Below are 21612 nucleotides of genomic sequence, written 5' to 3'. Positions count from 1 at the left end.
GGCAAATGGAAAGACCAAAAAGACCAAAAAGGACAATATAACCTAAATATTCACTAAATATTCAGAAAGCGTTATCATCAATGCTAAGGATGATAACGCTTTCAGTTTGTTATTCACTATAAAAGGAGGAAGAACATGAAACCCCTGTTTAAGAACCTGACCTTTCAAGTCATCATTGCTATTATTCTGGGTATCACTGTGGGGCTGCTATGGCCCGAAGCCGGAAAGAACATGAAACCGCTGGGTGATACGTTTATTAATGCCGTTAAGATGGTCATCTCACCTATTATTTTTCTTACCATTGTTCTCGGAATTGCTAAAATGGGGGATATGAAAAAAGTAGGCAAGGTTGGAGGAAAAGCTTTTATCTATTTTGAAATCGTCACGACATTTGCTCTGATCATCGGTTTGATCATTGTCAATATCATTAAACCTGGGGCAGGGCTGGACTTTGACAAGCTTCAAAAAGGGGATGTTTCTCAATATACCTCTGGCGGTGGAGATGGAGGAATCAACTGGGTAGACTTCGTTACTCATATTGTTCCCGAGAATATGGTTGACGCATTCGCTAAGGGAGATATCCTGCAGGTCCTGTTTTTCTCTATCCTGTTTGGAGTGGGATTAACGGCTCTGGGAGTAAAAGGGAAACCAGTGATCGAATTTTTCGATAAGCTTCTGAACATCTTTTTTAATGTCGTAGGGTATATCATGAAAGCAGCGCCATTAGGAGCTTTTGGAGCAATGGCGTTCACCATTGGAAACTTTGGGCTTTCATCCTTGCTGCCTTTAGGGAAGCTGATGATTTCCGTCTATGTGACCATGTTTCTTTTCGTCATCATTGTGTTGAACATCATCTGTAAAATGTACGGTTTCAGTTTATGGAAATATTTGAAGTTTATCAAAGATGAAATTCTTATTGTTCTTGGAACGAGCTCCTCCGAATCTGTTCTTCCGAGGATGATGAATAAGATGGAGCGGTTCGGCTGTTCAAAGTCTGTAGTCGGACTTGTAATACCTACCGGCTATTCTTTTAATCTAGATGGTACTTCCATCTACCTTTCCATGGCCGTCGTATTTCTCGCACAAGTTTTTAATATCGATTTAAGCCTTACACAGCAGCTAACCATCATTGCCATCCTGATGTTAACGTCAAAAGGTGCAGCAGCTGTCACAGGCGGCGGATTTATAGTACTGGCCTCAACGCTTTCTGCCATGCAGGTCATCCCTGTTGAGGGACTGGCTTTGCTGCTTGGGGTCGACCGCTTCATGAGTGAGGCACGAGCGATCGTCAATTTGATCGGCAACGGAATCGCAACGATCGTAGTTTCTAAGAGTGAGAATGAATTTGACGAGAAAAAAAGCGAGGAAGCCTATATTGAACTAAAATCACAGGGAAGAACGGCATAATAAAAGCGCCAGGTTGGCGCTTTTTTATATGGGGCCATCTCTGCTGAGCCATCCTGTTTAAATGAAGAAATAAAGGGTACAGTAATTTATGGATTAAGGAGGGATATTCATGAACAAACAAAAAGAAGGCAACAATGAATCCTTGGAACAAAAAGAATAGGAAAAACGACACGAAGATATTGATCCTCAGCGAGATCCTGAAAAGTCGAACAGAAGAACTGAAGATGCTAACCCGGATGACTTTGAGTAAGAAAACTCTGATCATCAGGGTTTTCTTTTGTCTCTTTTAAAAAATGAAAGATTCCTTTAAAATAAAAAAGATAAACAAAAATAGGAGGCTAAATCATGATCCACCGATCCTGGCAAGACAAAAAAGCGATCAAAACAGTTACTTGTATCCATACAAATGCAGCAAAGTATATGGTAGACCGAGTGCTCACCGAAGGAAAAACGTACGAAGTAAAGAACGAAACAGAAGAATTCTATTTTGTGGTAGATAATTCAGGCAGAGTTGGAGGATTTTATAAAGAGTACTTCCAGGATTCTGGTAATTAAACCGATGGGAAATAGAGGGGATTGACAGAATGACTTTCATTGACCGGGACGGTGTCATCAACGAAGTTATGACATCAAGAGTCGAGCATGTAAATCATCCCAGCAGCTTTTATTTCCTGGACGGTGCTCTCGAAGGATTAAGGGAGCTTACCGAAATGGGCTTTTCTTTATTCGTTGTAACCAATCAAGGAGGAGTCGGTCTGGGATTTCTTCAGGAAAAGATGCTCAAGAAAATTCACGAAAAGATGGTGCTGGAAGCAGAAAAGGCGGGCGGGGTGATAAAGGATATCGCCTATTGCTGCCATAAGCCGCATGAAGGGTGCTCCTGCAGAAAACCAAACCCAGGAATGATATTGGATCTTGCGGAACGGTATAATATCGATCTGACGAACAGCTTTATGATCGGAGACCGCGAAACGGATGTTGAAGCAGGAAGAAAAGCCGGTGTCACTACCGTTAAAATCGGTGGTGAACAAGGGGAAGCCCACTTCCTGGCAGCTGATCTGCGGGAGGCTGCAGTACATATCTGCGCATATGAAAAAATCAAAGGACACTCTGACTAGAGTGTCCTTTGATTATACCTTTCCATTTACTTATGAACGAGCTGTCTCTTGTTTTTTTGAAGGACCGCTTTAATTGTAAAGTAGGAAATCTCTTCACCTGCTTCTTCCTTCAGTGGCTTTAATTTTTCACTTCCAAGAAGTTCAATTGCATTTAGGACGATCGCTTCCTGCCCTTCTGGAATTATTCTATCCCAGTTTAGCGGCATGCCCTCTTCTGCACAACGCAGGAGATGGTTTTCAACCGTTTGTACCGACAAATTCCGTTGTTTGGCAATCTCAGAAATATTCTGGTTTTCGTTGAACAGCTGGTAAGATTCCAGATGGCTGTCCTTCTGAGGAGAATCAGCGTTCCCTTGCTTTTTCATTGAATGAGCGGCTGCAGAGTTGAACTCCTTTAAAGTGTCGAGGAAAATTTGTCCGTAACGGTCAAATTTTACTTTTCCGACTCCTTTGATCTCCAGCATTTCTTCTTCGTTCCCCGGCATTTTTTCGCTCATTTCTTTCAATGCACTATCCGCAAAGACGACATAGGGCGGTACACTTTCCCTGTCTGCGAGTTCCTTGCGCAAGTCCCTCAGACGTTCAAACAGTTCATTATTTTCAGTAAAGCTGGTAATCGTTTTTCGTTTCTCTTTTCGATATACCTTCTCTTCTCCTTTTAAGACGAATAGAGCTTTTGGGGCCAGCATGAGGACAGGATACTGGCTGTCAGATAACTGAAGGTGCCCCTCTGCCGTCAAATAATCAATCAGCTGCATGATCTCCTTCTGCGGCCGGTCTTTCATTAGACCGTACGTTGATAGAGAGGTGAGTCCCAGTTCATGAATCCGCTTTGTTTTAGAACCATTCAGTACTTGTGCTACCGCTGTTTTTCCAAATCGCTGATTCATGCGCTTTACACAGGAAAATACCATCTGGGCTTGCATGGTAATGTCTGTTTGTTCACGCTCATCGGTACAATTTCCGCAGTTTCCGCAATCTGCTGATGACTCATCGCCAAAATACTCTACAATAAAACGCTGCAGACATTGTTCGGTGTGGCAATAGTCCGTCATATACTGAAGCTTCTTATACTCATTTCCTTTTCTAGTCTCATCCATATTTCCTTGTTCGATTAAAAATTTCTGAAGCTGGACATCCCGTGCGGAGAAGAAAAGGATACATTCGCTCGGTTCACCGTCCCGGCCGGCACGTCCTGCTTCCTGGTAATATGCTTCTAAGTTGCGAGGAAGATTATAATGAATGACATAACGGACATTCGTTTTATTGATTCCCATGCCGAAAGCATTGGTCGCAACCATGATCGCTGTATCATCAAAGATAAATTGATTTTGAGATTCCCGTCTTTCTTCCTCAGACAGGCCTGCATGATATTTTGACACCGCGAATCCATTTTTTGTTAAATAACTATGCAGCTGATCAACCTCATTTCTAGTGGAAGCATAGATAATACCAGAATTCGATCTGTTTTTCTTTACATATTGCAGCAGGTATTCTCGTTTAACCTCATCTTTGATCACGGAAAAGGTTAAATTATCTCTTGCAAAACCCGTAACAAACGTGTTTTCCGGATGAATATCAAGCAGCCTGCAGATATCTTTGGTTACCTCCTTGGTAGCTGTGGCTGTCAGCGCAACGATGATGGGGCGAGGATACAGGGAAGCAAGCATATCTTTGATGCGCAAATAACTTGGACGGAAGTCGTGGCCCCATTGAGAGATACAATGAGCCTCGTCGATGGCGATCATGGAAATATTCATTTTAGCAAGAAGACGCCGAAAAGCTGGAGATTCTAAACGTTCGGGCGCAACATAGATGAGTTGATAGGCTCCGTTTGCGGCTTGCTGTATTCTGTCCTGGATCACATCATCAGAAAGTGAACTATTAATATATGTAGAAGGAATACCAGCATTTTCAAGAGAATCCACCTGATCCTTCATTAATGAAATTAGAGGGGAGATGACCAGGGTCACACCATTGAGAAGCATTGCAGGGACCTGATAACAGATGGATTTACCCCCACCGGTCGGCATAATTCCCAACGTGTTTTGATGCTGAAAGATGCTTTTGATCACTTGTTCTTGTCCTGGTCTAAAAGAGGAATAGCCAAAGTGTCTTTCTAAAATTTGTTGAGCTAGATTAAACATACGATCTCCTTTCTGAACAAAAGACAAGAGTAGAAACATTCCAAATAAAACGGAACAAAGCTTAATTATACATCAATCCTGAAAAACCTGCTGTAAATAAAAAATAACGGTCCTATCCACAAATGGTTAATCTATCAAACGCAGTTTTTTGTTAGAAAAAGAAGAATAAAATAGTATTTTGTAATATTAATGTAATCTCCCTAAAATACTTTTGTTATAAATATTTTATATGATTAATTTATTGGTATCGCAAGAAAATTTTAGGGGGAAAGAGCAACTTGAAAAGATTACTTATGGGGTTGGGGATCGCAGGCATTTTAACTGCTAATCCTGTAGTGGGACAGGCAGCACTGGGAGATCATACGTTAAAATACGGAATGACGCATACAGAAGTAAAAGATCTGCAGGCAAAGTTAAAAACGAAAGGTTATTTTACATACAGTACGACTACAACCTATTTTGGTACTTATACTTTGAATGCTGTGAAAAGCTTTCAAAAAGCAAAAGGGTTGACTGCTGACGGAGTTGCAGGGCCATCCACTTTTAAGGCGCTTGGAATCTATCCGTCCTACAGCAAATCTCAACTTGTTTCCACCGCCAAATCTTACCTGGGCGCCCCATATGTGTGGGGAGGTTCAACACCATCAGGCTTTGACTGCAGCGGATATGTCGATTACGTGTTTAAAAAATCGGCGGGAATCACACTGCCAAGAACAGTGGCAGATATATATAAGGAAGGTACAAAGGTGACTGCATTAAGCGCTGGAGATTTGGTATTCTTTCAAACGTATCAGTCGGGAGCTTCACATGTCGGTATCTACATTGGAAACAACCAGTTTATTTCAGCTACTTCCTCACAAGGAGTCAGCATAGCTTCCATGAGCAATACATATTGGGCACCAAAGTATCTAGGGGCTAAAAGAATTTAATAACGGAAAAACCAGAACATCGTACTCGTTGTTCTGGTTTTTTTATTTAAATTGATCCTTATTTGGGTATAAAAGTAATGGATGGAACACAATATCACATGAAAAATGAACAAGAGGGAAATATAGGAAGAAACGAGGAGGGATCCCTATTTTATGAAAAAAAGTAAACTGCCCGATTTTTCAGAGTCTTATTGGAGAGACTCCTGCCAGATACCCGAATATGAAGCTTTAACATCTGATTTGGAAGCAGAGGCTGTGGTAATAGGCGGTGGGATTACGGGAATTACAACTGCTTATCTCCTAGCTAAAGAAGGGGTTAAAGCCGTATTGATCGATGGCGGCAAACTTCTAAATGGAACGACCGGCCATACGACCGCAAAGATAACATGCCAGCACGGCGTCATCTATGACGAGTTGATCCAGCATTTTGGAATTGAACAAACAAAGCTCTATTATGAAGCGAATCATGATGGTCTGAAATTTATAAGATCCATGATTGAAGACCATCAGATCGACTGTGACTTTTCGGAAGAAGATGCGATCATTTATGCAGAGTCCGAATCCTATCTCAACCAAGTACAAAAAGAATATGAAGCTTATCAAAAACTAAACATTAAAAGCGAATATTCAGATCGGATCGCATTGGATTTAGCTGTAAACGGAGCGGTTTCGATGAAAAACCAGGCGCAATTTCATCCGGTTAAGTATTTAACGGCCCTCGTACAGGAAATTACAAAGAATGGGGGCGAAATCTTTGAGGGAACAACAGCAGTTGATATCGAGGCGAATAATCAGCTGCGGGTAGTTACAAGGGAAGGACATAAAATTTCCTGCAAATACGCCGTTGTAGCCTCCCACTTTCCTTTTTATGACGGTGCGGGATTTTATTTTGCAAGGATGCATTCTGAAAGGTCGTATGCCATAGGAGTGAAGGCTGTACATCCATATCCAGGGGGCATGTATTTGAGTGCGGACAGTCCTACTCGTTCTCTAAGATATACAGATGATAATGGTGAAAAGTTGATTATTGTAGGAGGAGAAAGCCATCAGACTGGACAGGACTTTTGTACAAGCAAACATTACGATGCTCTGCATGATTTCAGTGAAAGGGTAATTGGAATATCTGAGATTCCGTACCGATGGTCAGCACAGGATTTAATCACTTTGGACAAAATCCCTTATGTTGGGAAAATAAGTGAAAATCGTGAGAACATCCTTGTCGCGACTGGTTATAGAAAATGGGGGATGACAAACGGAACCGCTGCGGCCCTTATTTTAAGAGACATTATTTTAGAAAAAAAGAATCTTTATGCTGATGTTTTTACACCTTCAAGATTTAAGGCTGATCCAAGCCTGAAAACCCTAGTAAGGGAAAATGCGGATGTGGCGAAGCATCTTATTGAAGGTAAACTCGAAATGCCGGATAAAACACCAGCAGATTTGGGCCCGGATGAAGGGGCTGCAGTGACCTTTAATGGTAAAAGGGCAGGCGCCTATAAGGATCCTGAAGGAAAGCTCTATGTTCTTGATACGACCTGCACTCACATGGGTTGTGAAGTTGAGTGGAACAATGCCGAACGCTCATGGGATTGTCCATGCCATGGATCACGTTTTTCTTATAAAGGAGAAGTTGTTGAAGGTCCAGCAAAAGATCCGCTGGAGAAACTGGATCAATAGATCTAAAAGAAAAAGTGGCCTCCTTATATTATTGGAAGCCACTTTTTGCTGCATTAATAAAAGCTTGAAATAGGTTCAGCATCTCAGGAGAAGCGGTAAGCTCTTCAGGATGCCATTCAACACCGAGAATAAAATGGTCCCTGTTCCTGCCTTCAATGGCTTCCACGATTCCATCCGGGGCAAAAGCACAGGGAAGAAGAGGCGGAGCTGCAGATTTAATGGATTGATGGTGGAAGCTGTTCACTTGAACAGTCGTTGTTCCTGTCAGTTCGTACAGGAATGAATTGCTCTTGATTACAACTTCATGTGTGGGAACATTTCGTGGCGCCTGCTGTTTATGTTTAATTGCCTGTTGCGCCTCAGCGGGAATGTGCTGAATCAGTGTCCCTCCAAAGGCAACATTGAGGATGTTCATTCCGCGGCATATGCCTAACAGAGGTTTTTTGTTCTGTTCAGCGATCCTTACAGCATGGATTTCGAATGCGTCCTGCATCCTGTTTACGGTGCCAAGTTCTGGCTTGGGATGCTGCTGATAGTAGAAGGGATCAACGTCATCTCCTCCAGGCAATACAATCCCATCACACTGCTTGATCATTTGTTCAGTCAACGTTTTGTCTACAGATGGCAGCAAGACGGGAAGACCACCCGCTTGAATAATGGCTTCACTGTATTTTTGGTGTAAAATACTGCTGTGTGTTCCATTATGATCGGCACTTGAGACTGGAATCACGATGATCGGGAAGGCTTTGTTCATAGTAAAATCCTTTCAGCTTTATCTTTGTATTTGCAGTATGCCCCTTTGGTGATTACGTTATCAAAATAAGACCCATAACAATAATAAAGACGCATGGATTGATATTATGCGTCTTTTTCGGCTTGCTTATAGATTAGCATTCTCAAACTCTCTTAAATCTTCTATTTCTGCCACTTTAAATCCGCTGTTTTCAATCTTGTGAACGAGCTGCTCCACTTGATCTTTTGACACAGAGCGGTTAAATGTAATGATGATCCGGCGCACGAACTGTTTGCCTGCATCCTGAGTGAATACTCCTTCAATGTTATAATCATCATTTATGGAAGAAAACAGCTTTTTCAAGGATCCTTTTCCTTCTGTTGTCGAAACAGTGAGCGAATATCCGCCTTTTTTGATGCCGTAGGAATCTTCAAGAATATCCATCACTTTTGAATGGGTAACAATTCCTTGAAAATAGCCGTTGTCATCAATAACAGCAATGAAAGGAAGGCGCCGGATCGAAAACAAGACTTTAAAATAGGGAGTGTCCTCAAAAACGAAGCTGTCCTTATCCTGTATCAGTTTGCTTACTGGATCAGATGTAGAGCCTGCGTCATCAATGATGTAATCGGACGTTGTTTCTTTATAGATCAGCCCACGAAACTTTTCTGCTTTTTCATCAAGAACGGGAATACATCGATAACCGGACTGAGTGAGCTGTCTTCTGCTCTCGCTGATGGATGTGTTCTCTGTGACGTACGTTACTTTCGTTTTTGGTATGTAGTTGGATTTAATCTTCATTTTGTCCCCCTATAGATAGAATGCGATTCATTCCTTCTAGTTTCGTCACGCTTTCCATTATTCCCTTTTCGTAATCCTTTGATGTCCCGAAATATTTTCAAAAAATTATGATATTTTACAATTGCATCCAATCGACCCATGAGAATATTCCCTTTATTTTTCCATCTGTGTCGAATGATTGAGCCTTTTGTTGCAAGGAGACGGACTTTTGTATCCAGAAATAGGTAAGGGAGTAAACAAAAGGAGGATATATCATGAGAAAACCAGCAAAAAAAGCCGTTACGATCACAACAGCTGCCTTGCTTGCAGCAGGTTTATTTACGGGGTCTGCTGCAGCCGCTGCTCAAGGTAAACAAACCATCACTCCGCCGCATGTAATGAAAGGCGGCTACCATCCAATGCAAATATCGAGTCAGACAGCAAAAACTCCTTTTCAGGACCGTGCAAAACAAGGCAGCAGCTTAAATGTGATGGGACCTTCCAAACCCAGTTACAAGATGAACGTGTTCTATGACACAGCTAAGCATCAAATTTCAGGGAAGCTATCTGTAAAGTTTAAGAACAATTTGAAGAAAAACTTAGATGAGCTCTATTTCAATCTTTGGGGGAACGCCGACATGTTTGCAGAAAATGGAGGCAGCATGGACGTCAGCAATGTGAAAGTAGATGGCAAACGTTCAGTTTACAACGTTGATGGAACCGCGCTGCATATTCCCTCTGTAAAAATTAAAAAAGATAAGTCAGCCACTGTCAGCATGAATTTTACGGTGAACGTTCCTGAGCAGCAGGACCGCTTCGGCTGGTTCAAAAATACGGTATCGCTCGGAAACTGGTTCCCAATTCTTGCTGTCTATGACAATGAAGGCTGGAATGTAGACCCGTACTTCCATGCCGGTGAATCCTTCTATTCTTTAACAGGAGACTATGATGTTACAGTAACCACTGACAAAAACCAAGTCATCGCAGCCACAGGTACTGAGGCAGGGAAACCGCAGACGATAGGAAACTTGGCCGTACACCGTTATAAAGCCCATAATGTCAGAGATTTTGCAATGGAGATGGACCCCACCTACAAAGTTAAAAAAGGGCTGGTCAACAACGTTAAAATCAATGTTTACTATACAGCGGAACAAGCCGCTTATGCCCCCTCCATGCTGAAGTCCGGCCTGAAAAGCATCGATTTGTTCAGCGATCATTTTGGCACCTATCCATGGCCTGAACTTGATATCGTTGGAATGGAAGGCTGGTTCGGCGGAATGGAATATCCTCAGCTCGTCATGATCAGTATAGCAGGACAACGTTCTCAAGAATGGGTAAGATCGGTGACCGCGCACGAGATCGGGCATCAATGGTTCTATGGGATTATTGGAGATAACGAATATGATGAGCCTTGGCTGGATGAATCCTTTGCAACCTATTCGGCAGCTTTACATGACAATGAGTTAAATCAGCTCACCACACCGGCCGTATCAAATAGTAAATATCATCTTTCCTCTCCAGTCTCAACATTTACAGCGGACGGAGATTCAGGGATTAGCGCTTACTATCAAATGATTTATGGCTACGGTTCCCGCACTCTTAATGATCTCCGTCTAAAAGTAGGGGACAAAGCATTCTACTCAGCGATGAAAGCCTACTTTAAAGAGAAAAAGTTTGGTGTGACGACGACGAAAGATTTCGTCACCATCATGGAAAGAGAAACCGGGAAAGACCTTGGAGAGTTTTTTAAAGATCACCGCGTGTATCTTTCCGATCAAGAATAGAGTACGATCACTGCAGATCACCGGCTCAATTATGAGCCGGTTTTTTCATGGTTGATATTTTCATGTACCGTAATTAAATGGATGTGATTGAAAAAAAGAGCTGAGGACTCAGCTCTTTTTCATGACATTAGAATATGATTTTCCATATTTACATTACGGTGAACATCCAGGTAACTCCATAACGATCCTTTAAGGAGCCGTGAAGTTTGGAGAAGAAGGTTTCTTGAAGGTCCATATGAATGCTTCCGCCTTCTTCGACCCAAAGCATATGTTACCCATTATGGAGCATGGTTCTTTGCCTGTGATTATGGGTGCAGCTGCACCGCAGGTATGGTTTGGGGAGACTTTCCTCATCACTTTGATTCTTCCATTTTTATCTGATCGTGATTAAGGAATGAAATGGAGTATGATTTTGGTGATAGGAATAATGGTTAACTTTGTTATTACCAATTTGACAGCTATATTCTTATTTGGAGGATCTGCAAGTGGCTATGCCTTTCCATTGTTTACCGCTATCCGGTACATCACTGTATCAACCTTCTTTGAGCACCTTGAATCAGTCGCAATCGCCATATGGATTATGGGCATATTTATCAAAGTATCAATGTTTTATTATGCATTGGTTCTAGGAACGTCCCAATGGTTAAACCTTTCCGACTACAGACCAATCGTATTTCCATTTGGTTTTCTTTTGACTGTGCTTGGCTGTCAGTGGGTTGCTCCTAACTTCGAAGAACTCAACCATTTTCTCGTAACCATTTATCCTTTTTATGGGACATTGTTAATGACATTGATTCCAGTTCTGTTACTTAGGAAGAAACAACGTAACAAGGAGCAGGCTCCGAATCAATCTGTACAGTAAAACTTTCCGGAAATCGGTCTATCCAATCTTTTTGCAATCCATTATGATAAATATAAAACGCTTCCAAGAGAGGTTTTATATGGGATTGGAAAAAATAGGCCTATTTATATTTACAGCCGTATTCTGTTTAAACGCCGGCTATATGCTCTTTTTCGGAAGAGAAACGTTTCAGGTAAAGCCCTCCGCTGCACACTCGCAAAAATATGTCTATCATTTTGTCCTCATATCCGAGGAAATAGATAATGAATATTGGCGGCTTGTAGAAAAAGGAGCGAAAGCAGAAGCAGCAAAACGTCATATTCACTTGGACTATCTGGGGCCAAAGCAGGCGAACAATGAAGAACAGCTTACCTTTATCGATAAAGCCATTGCAGGCAAGGTCGATGGTATTATGACCCAGGGTGTCTCCAATGAAAAGTTTAACTACCTCGTTAATAAATCCGTACAAAAAGGAATCCCGCTCCTTACGGTTGACACCGATGCCCCGGAGAGTGAACGCCAGGTGTATGTAGGTTCTGACAATTACAGGGCCGGAAAGCTTGCAGGAGAAGAACTGGTGAGAAATACGCGCGGCAGACAAAAGGTTGGAATTGTAACGGGCCGGCTTGACGCGTCCAATCAGCAGCTGCGGGTAAAAGGATTTGAAGACGTTCTTGCCAAACATAAAAGAATAGAGGTCGTCGGGATTCAAGAATCGAACATCACAAAAAGTGGGGCACTGCAGGCTACCTATGAATTACTCAAGAATGATCCGGATATTACTGCCTTTTTTGGGACGAGCGCTTTGGATGGCATTGGGATCAGCCAGGTCACTTCACAATATCAAAGCAAGAAAAAACCATTCATTATATCCTTTGATACTTTACCCGGGACCATGGCTCTTATCCGTGCCGAACAAATTAATTCAACCGTCGGGCAGTATCCTTATCAAATGGGCGAAATGGCCGTCCGAACTCTTTTGTCGCTGAAAAAAGGAAAGCTGCCTCAACCGCTCCAATATACTAAGACCGATATCATTAAAAAAACGAAACCAGCAATGCTGTGGGAGGACTCAAGGTGAAAACGATCCGCAGCAAGCTATTACTCTATTTTTTTGTGTTTGTCCTTCTTTTTAACGTGGTTTCCATCTCCGTTTTTTTCAGTAGCAGATCCTTCTTGTTGGAGTATGATTCTCGCTTTAAGCAATTACTCCTTCTGAACGAAATCTCACAGACTTCAGATCAGCTCTATGATAAAGCCAACCAGTATGTGGTGGAAAGAAACAAAAAAGTAATCCATGAGTTTCACAAATTACGATATAAATTAAACGAAAAGACAGGATTGCTCCAACAGGATCAGAAAGGGTTTGACCATATTCAGCTGCTAACCTATATCCATATGGTGCAAACCTTAATACAAGAATGCGAGTTATCGATCGGATTTGCTATTCAAGATGACATCGATCAATATTCATTGCATTTAAAGGAAGCGAGGAACACTTCTTCTTATCTTCAAGACACCACCTTGTCACTGATCGATCTTGAACTGACGGATTATCAATCATTTTATGCAGACCTCGAAAAGAGAAGTGAATCTTTCAAGTGGTTTACTTTGTTTCTATTTAATACGACAGTCTTGCTTGCCATCTTTTTTGCCCTTTGGTTCTCCAGAGGAATCAATAATCCTGTACAAATTCTATCGAAAGCCGCTACAGAAGTCTCGGCCGGAAAGCTTGATGGGAAGCCCATACTGATCCAGTCCAACGATGAGCTGAAGCTGCTCGGTGAAACCTTTAATCTGATGCGCAAAAACATCCGTCAGTACATCTCTGAGATGGAAGAAAAGTCCGAGCTTGATTCCCTGCTTAAAGAGCTTGAGCTGAAACATCTTCAGAATCAGGTCAATCCTCATTTCTTATTCAATACGTTGAATACCATCTCAAGGATGGCCTATTTTGAACAGGCAGAGGAAACGTCGAGACTCATTCATTCTGTATCCACGCTGCTCCGATACAGTCTAAACGATATCAATCAATCTGTTCTCTTGCGTGAAGAAGTAAAGGTAGTCATTGAGTATTTTCATATTCAGCAGACAAGGTTTTCCGACAGGATCGCCTTTCACACTGACATTGATGAAGGGTGTACGAACATCTTAGTTCCGAGGCTGATTCTTCAACCCATTGTTGAAAATGCGTTTATCCATGGGGTTGAGAGCATGGAGGAAGGGGGAGAGATCTGCTTGTCCATTTATGATGAAGGAGAAACAATCATAGCAGAAGTAAAAGATAATGGAGCAGGAATGCCAGCCGGTGCATTAAAGAAACAGACAGGAACGATTCATGTGGGCCATTCAACCGGCATTGGTCTGGAAAATGTGATGAGACGAATGGCGCTTTTCTATCAAGCCGATCAACTTGTAAAGATCCATTCCAGCCCCGGGTCTGGTACCTCGGTTAAACTTCTATTTCCCAAGAAGGACGGTGCTTCTATTGAAAGTAATCATAGCAGATGATGAAAGCCTGGAACGGAAAGCATTACGAAGGATAATCGAAGATCACTTTCCCGATATCACGATTGCAGGGGAAGCTTCCAATGGAAGAATAGCTGTTGAATTGGCCAGAAAACACAAACCTGATTTTATGCTGATGGATATTAAAATGCCCGGCTTGAACGGAATCGAAGCCATTCAATCCATCAAAAGACAGCATCCAGCGATGCAATTTATCATGGTAACGGCCTATGAATCTTTTCAATATGCAAAAGAAGCGATGAAGGAGGGGGTAAGAGAGTACCTGCTAAAGCCCAGCACTGCAAAAGAAACGGTCCAAGCGATTCAAAGAGTTTGCCAGTCCATTTCTGAAGAGCGGGATAAACAAAACCGCTATTCTGCTACAACAGAGATTGTTTTAGAAAATATTCTATTAAAGATTCTGCAGTATGAGCATAACGATACGGTTCTTGAACCTTTGGCTGTCTTATTTCCAAATATGAAGAATTCCTTTATTTCTGTCGTGGAATGTGAGGAGAGCCTGCCATCAGAGCAAGTGATTTCTCTGCTTCATAAAAGATCTCCATTTCCGTTTATTTCCCTGCCATATGGAAATCAGCTTGTATTGCTTTTTATGAGCCACGTGAGTAACCCTATCAACAATTCTTTGGAACTGGCAAAGAGAATTCAAGCGGAAGTATTTGAAAAATTATGGATGGGGGTGGGGAAGCCTTATACGGATTTGAAGGAGATTCGGCACTCTTATGAGGAAGCGGCTAAGACTGTTTATTTTCTAAAAAAGCAGAACAACGGGCGCTTTGCTCATATTTCCCAGGTTAACCCTTCAAAAGATACCGGTCTCACTGAAATCGTTGAGGCAATCTGCAATAACGATCCAAATGGAGCGAATAGCATGCTGGGTGGAAAAATATCATCTTCACAATCATTGGATTTATATATTTTACTGAGGGAAAGATTGGCTCAGGAAGAAATCGATGTCAGTGATTTTTCCTACCCTGAAAATAGAAACGGGTGGATGGAGCTGATCTGGAACGCATGCAGAAAATGGAGTGACAACAAAGAGGCAAAGGATCCGGTGAAGCTGGCAAAGAAATTTATCGATGATCACTACCACGAGGCCATATCTTTAGAGCAGGTAGCTGCAATGGCTGGATTGAGCCCGACCTATTTTACAAAATTGTTTAAAGAAGAAACCGACATGACGTTCATAGAATTTCTTACCGAGATCCGCCTTCGAAAAGCGCTGAAACTGCTGAATCAAAATCAATACAGCCTTAAGCAGATCAGTTACATGGTCGGCTATAAAGATCCGAACTATTTCAGCCGTGTATTCAAGAAGCAATACCTTCTTTCCCCTAAGCAATATGTCCGGCAAAAAGCAGATGTGGGAAAATCATAAAAAAGTGAAGATAAAGATAAAAAAGTACAGAAAATTGGCGAACAAGAACCCGCTGATCCTTTTTATACTAATAATGTAAGCGGTATCAACGCAAATGAAGGGGGAGGTTCACTTGAAAAAGAAAGTATGGATTTATGCTGTACTGGCTCTCAGTCTGATCCTGTCAGCCTGCAGCCAATCAAGCTCTGGCCAGCCAGACGAAAAGAAAAATTCAGGCAAGCTGGAGATTTTCAGCTGGTGGACAGGAGCCGGTGAAGAGGACGGATTAAAAGCTCTTATTAAGCTGTTTGAAGAAAAAAATCCTGATATCCCTATCGAGAATGCGGCTGTCGCCGGTGGAGCAGGAACGAACGCTAAAGCCGTACTGGCAAGCCGAATGCAAGGGAATGATCCTCCTGCTACTTTCCAGGTGCATGGCGGTTCTGAACTGAACGACGGATGGGTTGCAGCAGGCAAGATGGAGCCTTTGAATGATCTGTATGACAAAGAAGGATGGAATGACAAGTTTCCTAAACAGCTGATCGACATGGTCAGCAAGGACGGAAAAATCTACTCTGTACCTGTAGACATCCACCGCGGAAACGTTCTATGGTACAACAAGAAAATCTTCGCTGATAACAATCTTCAGGCTCCAAAAACGTTTGATGAGTTTTTCAAGGTGGCTGACCAATTAAAGAAAAAAGGTATCACACCTCTTGCTCTAGGGGATAAAGAGCCGTGGACAGCGACTATGATTTATGAAAACATCCTTCTTGGAACGCTGGGAAATGAGGATTATCAGAAATTATGGAAAGGCGAAATGAAGTTTGACGACCCTAAAGTGAAGAAGGCGGCTGAAACGTTCAAAAAGATGCTTTCTTACATTAATTCTGATCACAGTTCAAGAAACTGGCAGGATGCTTCTCAAATGGTCGCCAAAGGTGATGCAGCGATGAACATTATGGGAGACTGGGCTAAAGGCTATTTTGTGAATGATCTTAAGCTAAAAGTGAACGAAGACTTCGGGTGGGTTCCGACACCTGGAACAGACAATCAGTTTATGATCATCACCGATACGTTCGGGCTGCCTAAAGGTGTCAAGAATGCTAAGGATGTTAAACAGTTCCTGTCTGTTTTGGGGTCAGTTGAAGGCCAGGATGCTTTTAATCCATTAAAAGGTTCTATTCCTGCAAGAACAGACGCAGATGTTTCCAAGTATGATGAATACGGAAACCAGACCATTAAAGAGTTTAAAGCCGCCAAGCTGGCTGCCAGCCTGGCACATGGTTCAGCCGCTCCTGAAGGATTTGTCACAAAAGCGAACCAGGCGGTCAATATTTTTGTCACACAAAAGAACGTCAACCAGCTGATCGATTCGTTCAAGCAAGCGAGCAGCGAACTTAAAAAGTAAGGATGAGAGAAAAGAGGAGGAGGACATCCCTTCCTCTTTTCTTAATATCAACTAAAAATTAAGGAGGAACGGTTGGATGGAACCCAAAATATTGCCTTCTCTTCAATCAGGCTCTTCATTAGCCGTTTCAGCAAAGAAACGGAAAAGAAGAAATGCAGATCAGCTAATGTCTATTGTTTTTATTCTCCCTTCCATTTTAGCGATAGGAGTGTTTGTCTACGGATTCATCGCATGGTCAGGCTATGTTTCATTGACCAACTGGAACTCTCTTGTTCCAGATTTATCGTTTGCAGGCTTTAAGAACTACCTCTTCCTATTTAAAGACTTTCGGTTTCAGGCCGATTTGAGGAATACGCTGTTCTTTACGGTATTTTTTATCCTTGCTGTTCTCGTCATGGGATTGATGCTTGCTGTATTCCTTGATCAAAAGATTCGCGGGGAAGGACTCTTCCGAAATATTTTCTTTTTTCCGATGGCCTTATCTTTTGTCGTCACTGGCGTCATCTGGCAGTGGCTGCTCAATCCGGCCACAGGAGTCAACCTCTTTTTGAAGAAATTAGGTCTCGATTCCCTCTGGTACACTTCGGTAAAAATTATTCCTGGAGTCGAATGGGGGAAAATTCAGTTTGGTGTACCTGTTGCGGTTATCGCAGTCGTCATTGCCGCAGCATGGCAGATGACCGGGTTTTCAGTGGCTATGTATTTAGCAGGTTTGAGAGCCATCCCTGAAGAAATCAGAGAAGCGGCACGGATGGACGGCGCCTCCGAACTCCAGATCTATCGTAAAATCATTTTTCCCATTGTTGCACCGATCACTGTAAGTGTAATCATCATTATGGCGCATATTTCGCTGAAGATCTTTGATCTGATTTACGCCATGACAGGGCCTGGAGCCAATTTTGTGACAGATGTTCCTGGTGTCTATATGTTTGAGACCACTTTCAGGGGCAATTATTATGCAAATGGTGCGGCCATTTCCATCATCATGCTTGTAACCGTCGCCGTCTTTATCGTGCCTTACCTTATTTCAAGCAGAAAGGGTGAATCATAATGGCAGTACGTTCTGTTTACCGGTCGCTGCTTTACGCTTTGCTGATCATCTTAAGTCTTTTCTATCTTATGCCCGTTTATGTCATGCTCATTACGAGCCTGAAGCCGCTTGACCAGATTACGTTGTCCCAAATGTGGGAACTGCCGCATTCACTTGACTTCAGCAGCTATCAGCAGGCGTTTGAAAGACTTTCCCCCAATTTTATGAATAGTATTTCCCTGGTCGTTCCGGCCACTCTTTTGTCCGCACTATTAGGCTCGTTAAATGGCTACGTGCTTTCTAAGTGGAAGTTTAAAGGAGCTGACTGGATCTTCACTGCCATTTTATTCGGGATGTTTATTCCTTATCAGAGCATATTGATACCTCTCATTCAATTTTTGCGTGAGGTGGGTCTTTATAACACCATCCCTGGTCTGATCTTTGTTCATGTCGTATACGGCATCCCGATTACAACACTTATGTTCCGAAATTTTTACGCCAGCATACCGGAGGAGATGATCGAATCCGCTAAGATTGACGGAGCTGGCATTTTTAAAATTTATCAGCACATCATTGCGCCCCTCTCCATTACTGGGTTTGTTGTAGTAGGGATCTGGCAGTTCACCAATATATGGAACGAGTTCCTGTTTGCGGTCACCATTACAACTTCCTCGCAGCAGCCCATCATGGTCGCCCTTCAAAATCTATCAGGGAGCCAGATTGTACAGTGGAATGTGCAGATGGCCGGCGCATTATTGGCAGCGCTGCCAACGCTTCTTGTCTATATTTTTCTTGGAAAGTTTTTTGTCAAAGGCCTCTTGGCAGGTTCAGTAAAAGGATAATATAAAGCAGACAGTCTGATTCTTGCAGAGCAGGCTGTTTTTTGATATGCGTAAAATTTTTATGCGATTCCGACTTTTCTGTATACTAAAGGCAGACACACTAAAGGAGGATATCATGGATCAGAAAATATCGGACGAACGTATTCACCAAACGTTTAGGAAAGAAATTTTTGAGATCTTCGAAAATGAACCATACGCGAAGTTTTTAGGCATCAAGTTAACTGACATTGGAGAAGGAACAGCAGCTGCTGAGGTACAGGTTCAGCCTCACATGCTAAATTCCCACGGCACGGCTCATGGAGCTGTCATTTTTGCATTGGCTGATTTCGTGTTCGCTGCTGCCTGTAATTCATATGGCAAAACATCAGTCGGACTTTCTACCACGGTAAATTTTATGGCGGCAGGAAAAGCCGGCAGTAAATTAAAAGCCGTTGCGTTGGAAGAAAAGAAAAATAACAGAACGTCCTGGTATAACATCAAGGTGGAAAGTGAAGGTGAGCTCATCGCTGCAATGGAAGCACTAGCCTACAGGAAAAGCAGATATTTTGTCCCTGTGGAAAAAATGGACAAGCCTATACCCGAGTCCTTTTAAAAACGTTATTTTTCTTTACAGGAAGGGAATGTACCATCGAAAGGTCATGAGGAGGTATAGGAATGAAAATGGATACCACAAAAACGAACAACATGCTTGAGAGCTATCGAACGGTTCGAGCTTTCAGTGAACAGCTGGTACAGCCGCTCAATCTGGAGGATTTTATCATTCAATCGATGGAAGATGCGAGTCCCCCTAAATGGCATCTGGCTCATACCACCTGGTTTTATGAAAAATTTATTTTAAAGGAATTCGGTGATGATTATAAGGGGTTTAATGATCAGTTTGATTATTTATTTAATTCTTACTATGAAACAATTGGCCCGTTTCATCCAAGAATTCAACGAGGGCTGATCACCCGCCCCTCCGTTGAAGAGGTCCTTGAATATCGCCGGCATGTAGATTTACATATGGCCGATCTTCTTGCATCCAGCGTATTCGAAGATAAGAAAGAAGAGCTGGTCAGCGTTCTGGAAATAGGTTTACATCATGAGCAGCAGCATCAGGAACTCCTGTTGACAGATATTAAGCATAATTTTTCTCAAAACCCATTTCTGCCGTCTTATCGAGAACCGTTGACGAAAAATATACCTGCACCTCGAACTACTTCTTTTGTTCCTGTAGAAGGCGGGCTCATAGAGATTGGACACAGTGGTGAAGTGTTTTGCTTTGACAATGAGACACCACTTCATAAAGTGTGGCTGGAGCCTTATAAACTCTGTTCACATCTTGTGACCAACAAAGAATATTTGGAGTTCATGAATGATGGAGGCTACAAAAAACCGCAATACTGGCTGTCGGATGGATGGAATACAGTATGTAAATACCAATGGGAGTCCCCGTTATATTGGTTTAAACGGGATGAGGAATGGCATGTTTACACACTTGGAGGGGAGAAGATGCTTGACCTGCAGGAACCTGTATGCCATGTCAGCTATTTTGAAGCTGATGCTTATGCCAGGTGGGCAGGGAAACGCCTTCCTACCGAACAGGAATGGGAACATGCCCTAGCGGGCCAAGAAACAAACGGCAACTTTGCGGACAATGGAAATTATCATCCGGTACCTTTCGGATTAAAGGAAACAGGTCCTTTTTATCAAGCATTCGGGGATGTGTGGGAGTGGACAAAAAGCCCGTACGTTTCTTATCCGGGGAACAAACCGTATGATGGAGCCCTTGGAGAATACAACGCTAAATTTATGTGTAACCAAATGGTGTTAAGAGGGGGATCCTGTGCTACATCTTCCTCTCATTTTCGGCTATCCTACCGAAATTTCTTTCAGCCGGAGAAAAGGTGGCAGTTCAGCGGTATCCGTCTGGCTGAAGATGTTAAGAAGTAATTTTTCAAGATGTCCTCCTCCAAACATTGATGTTGACTCCTATGCTTTGCCTTAAATCAGGTTAAACTAATGATCATGTGAAGAGAAATCGCTAATCAAGTTTCAACATGGTTTGTGCAGTGAAAAAAATGGAACAACAAAATCTTTTGGAAAAGATCGGGGGATACTATGGCAGACATATATGACTGCATTATTATTGGAGGCGGGATCGCAGGTTTACAAGCTGGGATTCAGCTCGGCCGGTATAAACACAAAACGCTCGTTCTTGATTCCAACAACGGAAGATCCAATTTGTGCAAAAGTTATCGGAACATTTTGGGTTGGCCAGAAGGAGTCAGCGGAGAAACGTTAAGGCGGAACGGAAGAGTGCAGGCTGAACGAGTAGGTGTTGCATTCAAGGTGCAAAAGGCTTTGTCGATGGATAAGAATGCCGGTGTTTTGGTGATTACAACCGATCAAGAGGAACGACTGAAAGCAAAAACTGTACTGATTGCGACCGGTGTTATGGACAGGCTACCCGCAGATATCGCAAATTTAAAAAATTGTCTTGGGGAAACGATGTTTATCTGTCCGGATTGTGACGGTTATGAGGTTGAAGATAAAAAGGTGATTGTGATTGGTTCAGGTCAGGCAGGAGCCGGAATGGCGATCACCCTGAATTACTGGACAAAAGACATCATATTTATAAATCATGAACAGAAAGAGTTGGACAAATCAACACTGCAGGAACTTAAGGAATTGGGAATTAATCATATACCCAAACGCATCAGGGAAATTATAGTGGAGGACGAATCCATATTCAAAGGCGTACGGTTGCAAGGTGGAGAAACAATAGTGGGCGAACGTGGTTTTGTCGCCTTCGGAGGGAACAGAGTACATTCTGAACTCGCAGAAAGGCTCGGGGTACAGTTGGAGAAGAAACATATCGTTGTTAATGCAAGAACGAAAGAAACCAATATTGAAAATGTGTGGGCTGCCGGTGATGTTGTCGCCCATTCCGAACAGGTCACCATCGCCATGGGAGATGGTGTCCAGGCTGCGATTTGGATTCATAAAAGACTTCGTTCTTTAGCGCAACAATAAAGGGGGAACTCA

At 42.5% G+C, this 21612-nt stretch carries 18 protein-coding genes and 1 pseudogene; 16 read left to right on the top strand and 3 right to left on the bottom strand.

Annotated elements, in window-relative coordinates:
* The first annotated feature begins 135 nt into the window (after positions 1 to 135).
* From dctP to ABHN01_RS13395, 3 genes are all read left to right on the top strand, one after another.
* Complete coding sequence (dctP, locus tag ABHN01_RS13405; RefSeq protein WP_290399327.1) at positions 136 to 1407, top strand: C4-dicarboxylate transporter DctP; 1272 nt, start codon at positions 136 to 138, stop codon at positions 1405 to 1407.
* A 345-nt stretch (positions 1408 to 1752) separates the two neighbouring features.
* Positions 1753 to 1962, top strand: coding sequence for a DUF6501 family protein (locus ABHN01_RS13400; RefSeq protein ID WP_429875951.1), 210 nt, complete (start codon positions 1753 to 1755; stop codon positions 1960 to 1962).
* 20 nt (positions 1963 to 1982) lie between these two features.
* Complete coding sequence (locus tag ABHN01_RS13395; RefSeq protein WP_429876027.1) at positions 1983 to 2525, top strand: D-glycero-alpha-D-manno-heptose-1,7-bisphosphate 7-phosphatase; 543 nt, start codon at positions 1983 to 1985, stop codon at positions 2523 to 2525.
* A 26-nt stretch (positions 2526 to 2551) separates the two neighbouring features.
* Here ABHN01_RS13395 and recQ read toward each other — a convergent pair whose 3' ends face one another.
* The gene (gene recQ, locus ABHN01_RS13390; protein ID WP_429875950.1) at positions 2552 to 4672 is read right to left on the bottom strand and encodes a DNA helicase RecQ; all 2121 of its coding nucleotides are present in this window, start codon (positions 4670 to 4672) and stop codon (positions 2552 to 2554) included.
* 278 nt (positions 4673 to 4950) lie between these two features.
* Between recQ and ABHN01_RS13385 the strand changes: the two genes are divergently transcribed.
* Positions 4951 to 5601, top strand: a complete 651-nt coding sequence (locus ABHN01_RS13385) for a C40 family peptidase (protein ID WP_429875949.1) — start codon at positions 4951 to 4953, stop codon at positions 5599 to 5601.
* Positions 5602 to 5754: 153 nt separating this feature from the next.
* Positions 5755 to 7278, top strand: coding sequence for an FAD-dependent oxidoreductase (locus tag ABHN01_RS13380; protein WP_429875948.1), 1524 nt, complete (start codon positions 5755 to 5757; stop codon positions 7276 to 7278).
* A gap of 28 nt (positions 7279 to 7306) precedes the next feature.
* On the opposite strand, the gene ABHN01_RS13375 is transcribed toward ABHN01_RS13380, so the two are convergent.
* Entirely contained in the window at positions 7307 to 8032 is a 726-nt protein-coding gene (locus ABHN01_RS13375) for a gamma-glutamyl-gamma-aminobutyrate hydrolase family protein (protein ID WP_429875947.1), read from the bottom strand.
* Between the two features lie 126 nt (positions 8033 to 8158).
* Positions 8159 to 8812 carry a cyclic di-AMP binding protein CbpA gene (cbpA, locus tag ABHN01_RS13370; RefSeq protein WP_429875946.1) on the bottom strand — a complete coding sequence of 218 codons (654 nt, stop codon included), beginning with the start codon at positions 8810 to 8812 and terminating at the stop codon, positions 8159 to 8161.
* 254 nt (positions 8813 to 9066) lie between these two features.
* On the opposite strand from cbpA, the gene ABHN01_RS13365 reads away from it, so the two are divergent.
* The 11 genes and pseudogenes from ABHN01_RS13365 (at position 9067) to ABHN01_RS13315 (ending at position 21600) form a co-directional block, all read left to right on the top strand.
* Complete coding sequence (locus ABHN01_RS13365) at positions 9067 to 10575, top strand: M1 family metallopeptidase (RefSeq protein WP_429875945.1); 1509 nt, start codon at positions 9067 to 9069, stop codon at positions 10573 to 10575.
* 235 nt (positions 10576 to 10810) lie between these two features.
* Positions 10811 to 11437: pseudogene (locus tag ABHN01_RS13360) on the top strand (GerAB/ArcD/ProY family transporter).
* Positions 11438 to 11516: 79 nt separating this feature from the next.
* Complete coding sequence (locus tag ABHN01_RS13355) at positions 11517 to 12497, top strand: sugar-binding protein (protein WP_429875944.1); 981 nt, start codon at positions 11517 to 11519, stop codon at positions 12495 to 12497.
* A complete protein-coding gene (locus ABHN01_RS13350; RefSeq protein WP_429875943.1) occupies positions 12494 to 13927 on the top strand; it encodes a sensor histidine kinase in 1434 nt (477 codons plus the stop codon). The genes ABHN01_RS13355 and ABHN01_RS13350 overlap by 4 nt, the downstream gene beginning before the upstream one ends.
* On the top strand, positions 13905 to 15323 hold the full coding sequence (locus ABHN01_RS13345; protein WP_429875942.1) for a response regulator: 1419 nt from the start codon (positions 13905 to 13907) through the stop codon (positions 15321 to 15323). The genes ABHN01_RS13350 and ABHN01_RS13345 overlap by 23 nt, the downstream gene beginning before the upstream one ends.
* Positions 15324 to 15417: 94 nt before the next feature.
* Positions 15418 to 16713, top strand: coding sequence for an ABC transporter substrate-binding protein (locus tag ABHN01_RS13340; RefSeq protein WP_429875941.1), 1296 nt, complete (start codon positions 15418 to 15420; stop codon positions 16711 to 16713).
* Between the two features lie 166 nt (positions 16714 to 16879).
* Positions 16880 to 17764, top strand: a complete 885-nt coding sequence (locus ABHN01_RS13335; RefSeq protein WP_429876026.1) for a carbohydrate ABC transporter permease — start codon at positions 16880 to 16882, stop codon at positions 17762 to 17764.
* On the top strand, positions 17764 to 18585 hold the full coding sequence (locus tag ABHN01_RS13330) for a carbohydrate ABC transporter permease (protein ID WP_429875940.1): 822 nt from the start codon (positions 17764 to 17766) through the stop codon (positions 18583 to 18585). Before ABHN01_RS13335 ends, ABHN01_RS13330 begins: the two co-directional genes overlap by 1 nt.
* A 115-nt stretch (positions 18586 to 18700) precedes the next feature.
* Positions 18701 to 19177 carry a hotdog fold thioesterase gene (locus tag ABHN01_RS13325; RefSeq protein ID WP_429875939.1) on the top strand — a complete coding sequence of 159 codons (477 nt, stop codon included), beginning with the start codon at positions 18701 to 18703 and terminating at the stop codon, positions 19175 to 19177.
* Between the two features lie 62 nt (positions 19178 to 19239).
* Positions 19240 to 20517, top strand: coding sequence for an ergothioneine biosynthesis protein EgtB (gene egtB / locus ABHN01_RS13320; RefSeq protein ID WP_429875938.1), 1278 nt, complete (start codon positions 19240 to 19242; stop codon positions 20515 to 20517).
* Positions 20518 to 20685: 168 nt separating this feature from the next.
* Positions 20686 to 21600: an NAD(P)/FAD-dependent oxidoreductase gene (locus ABHN01_RS13315; RefSeq protein WP_429875937.1), complete on the top strand. Its 915-nt coding sequence runs from the start codon at positions 20686 to 20688 to the stop codon at positions 21598 to 21600.
* Positions 21601 to 21612 lie beyond the last annotated feature (12 nt).

The organism is Fictibacillus sp. NRS-1165 (genome assembly GCF_050468105.1).
Classification (GTDB): Bacteria; Bacillota; Bacilli; order Bacillales; family Fictibacillaceae; genus Fictibacillus_C; species Fictibacillus_C terrinigri.
The sequence above is the reverse complement of the archived record's forward strand: the minus strand, read 5'-3'. Positions and strand labels throughout refer to the sequence as shown.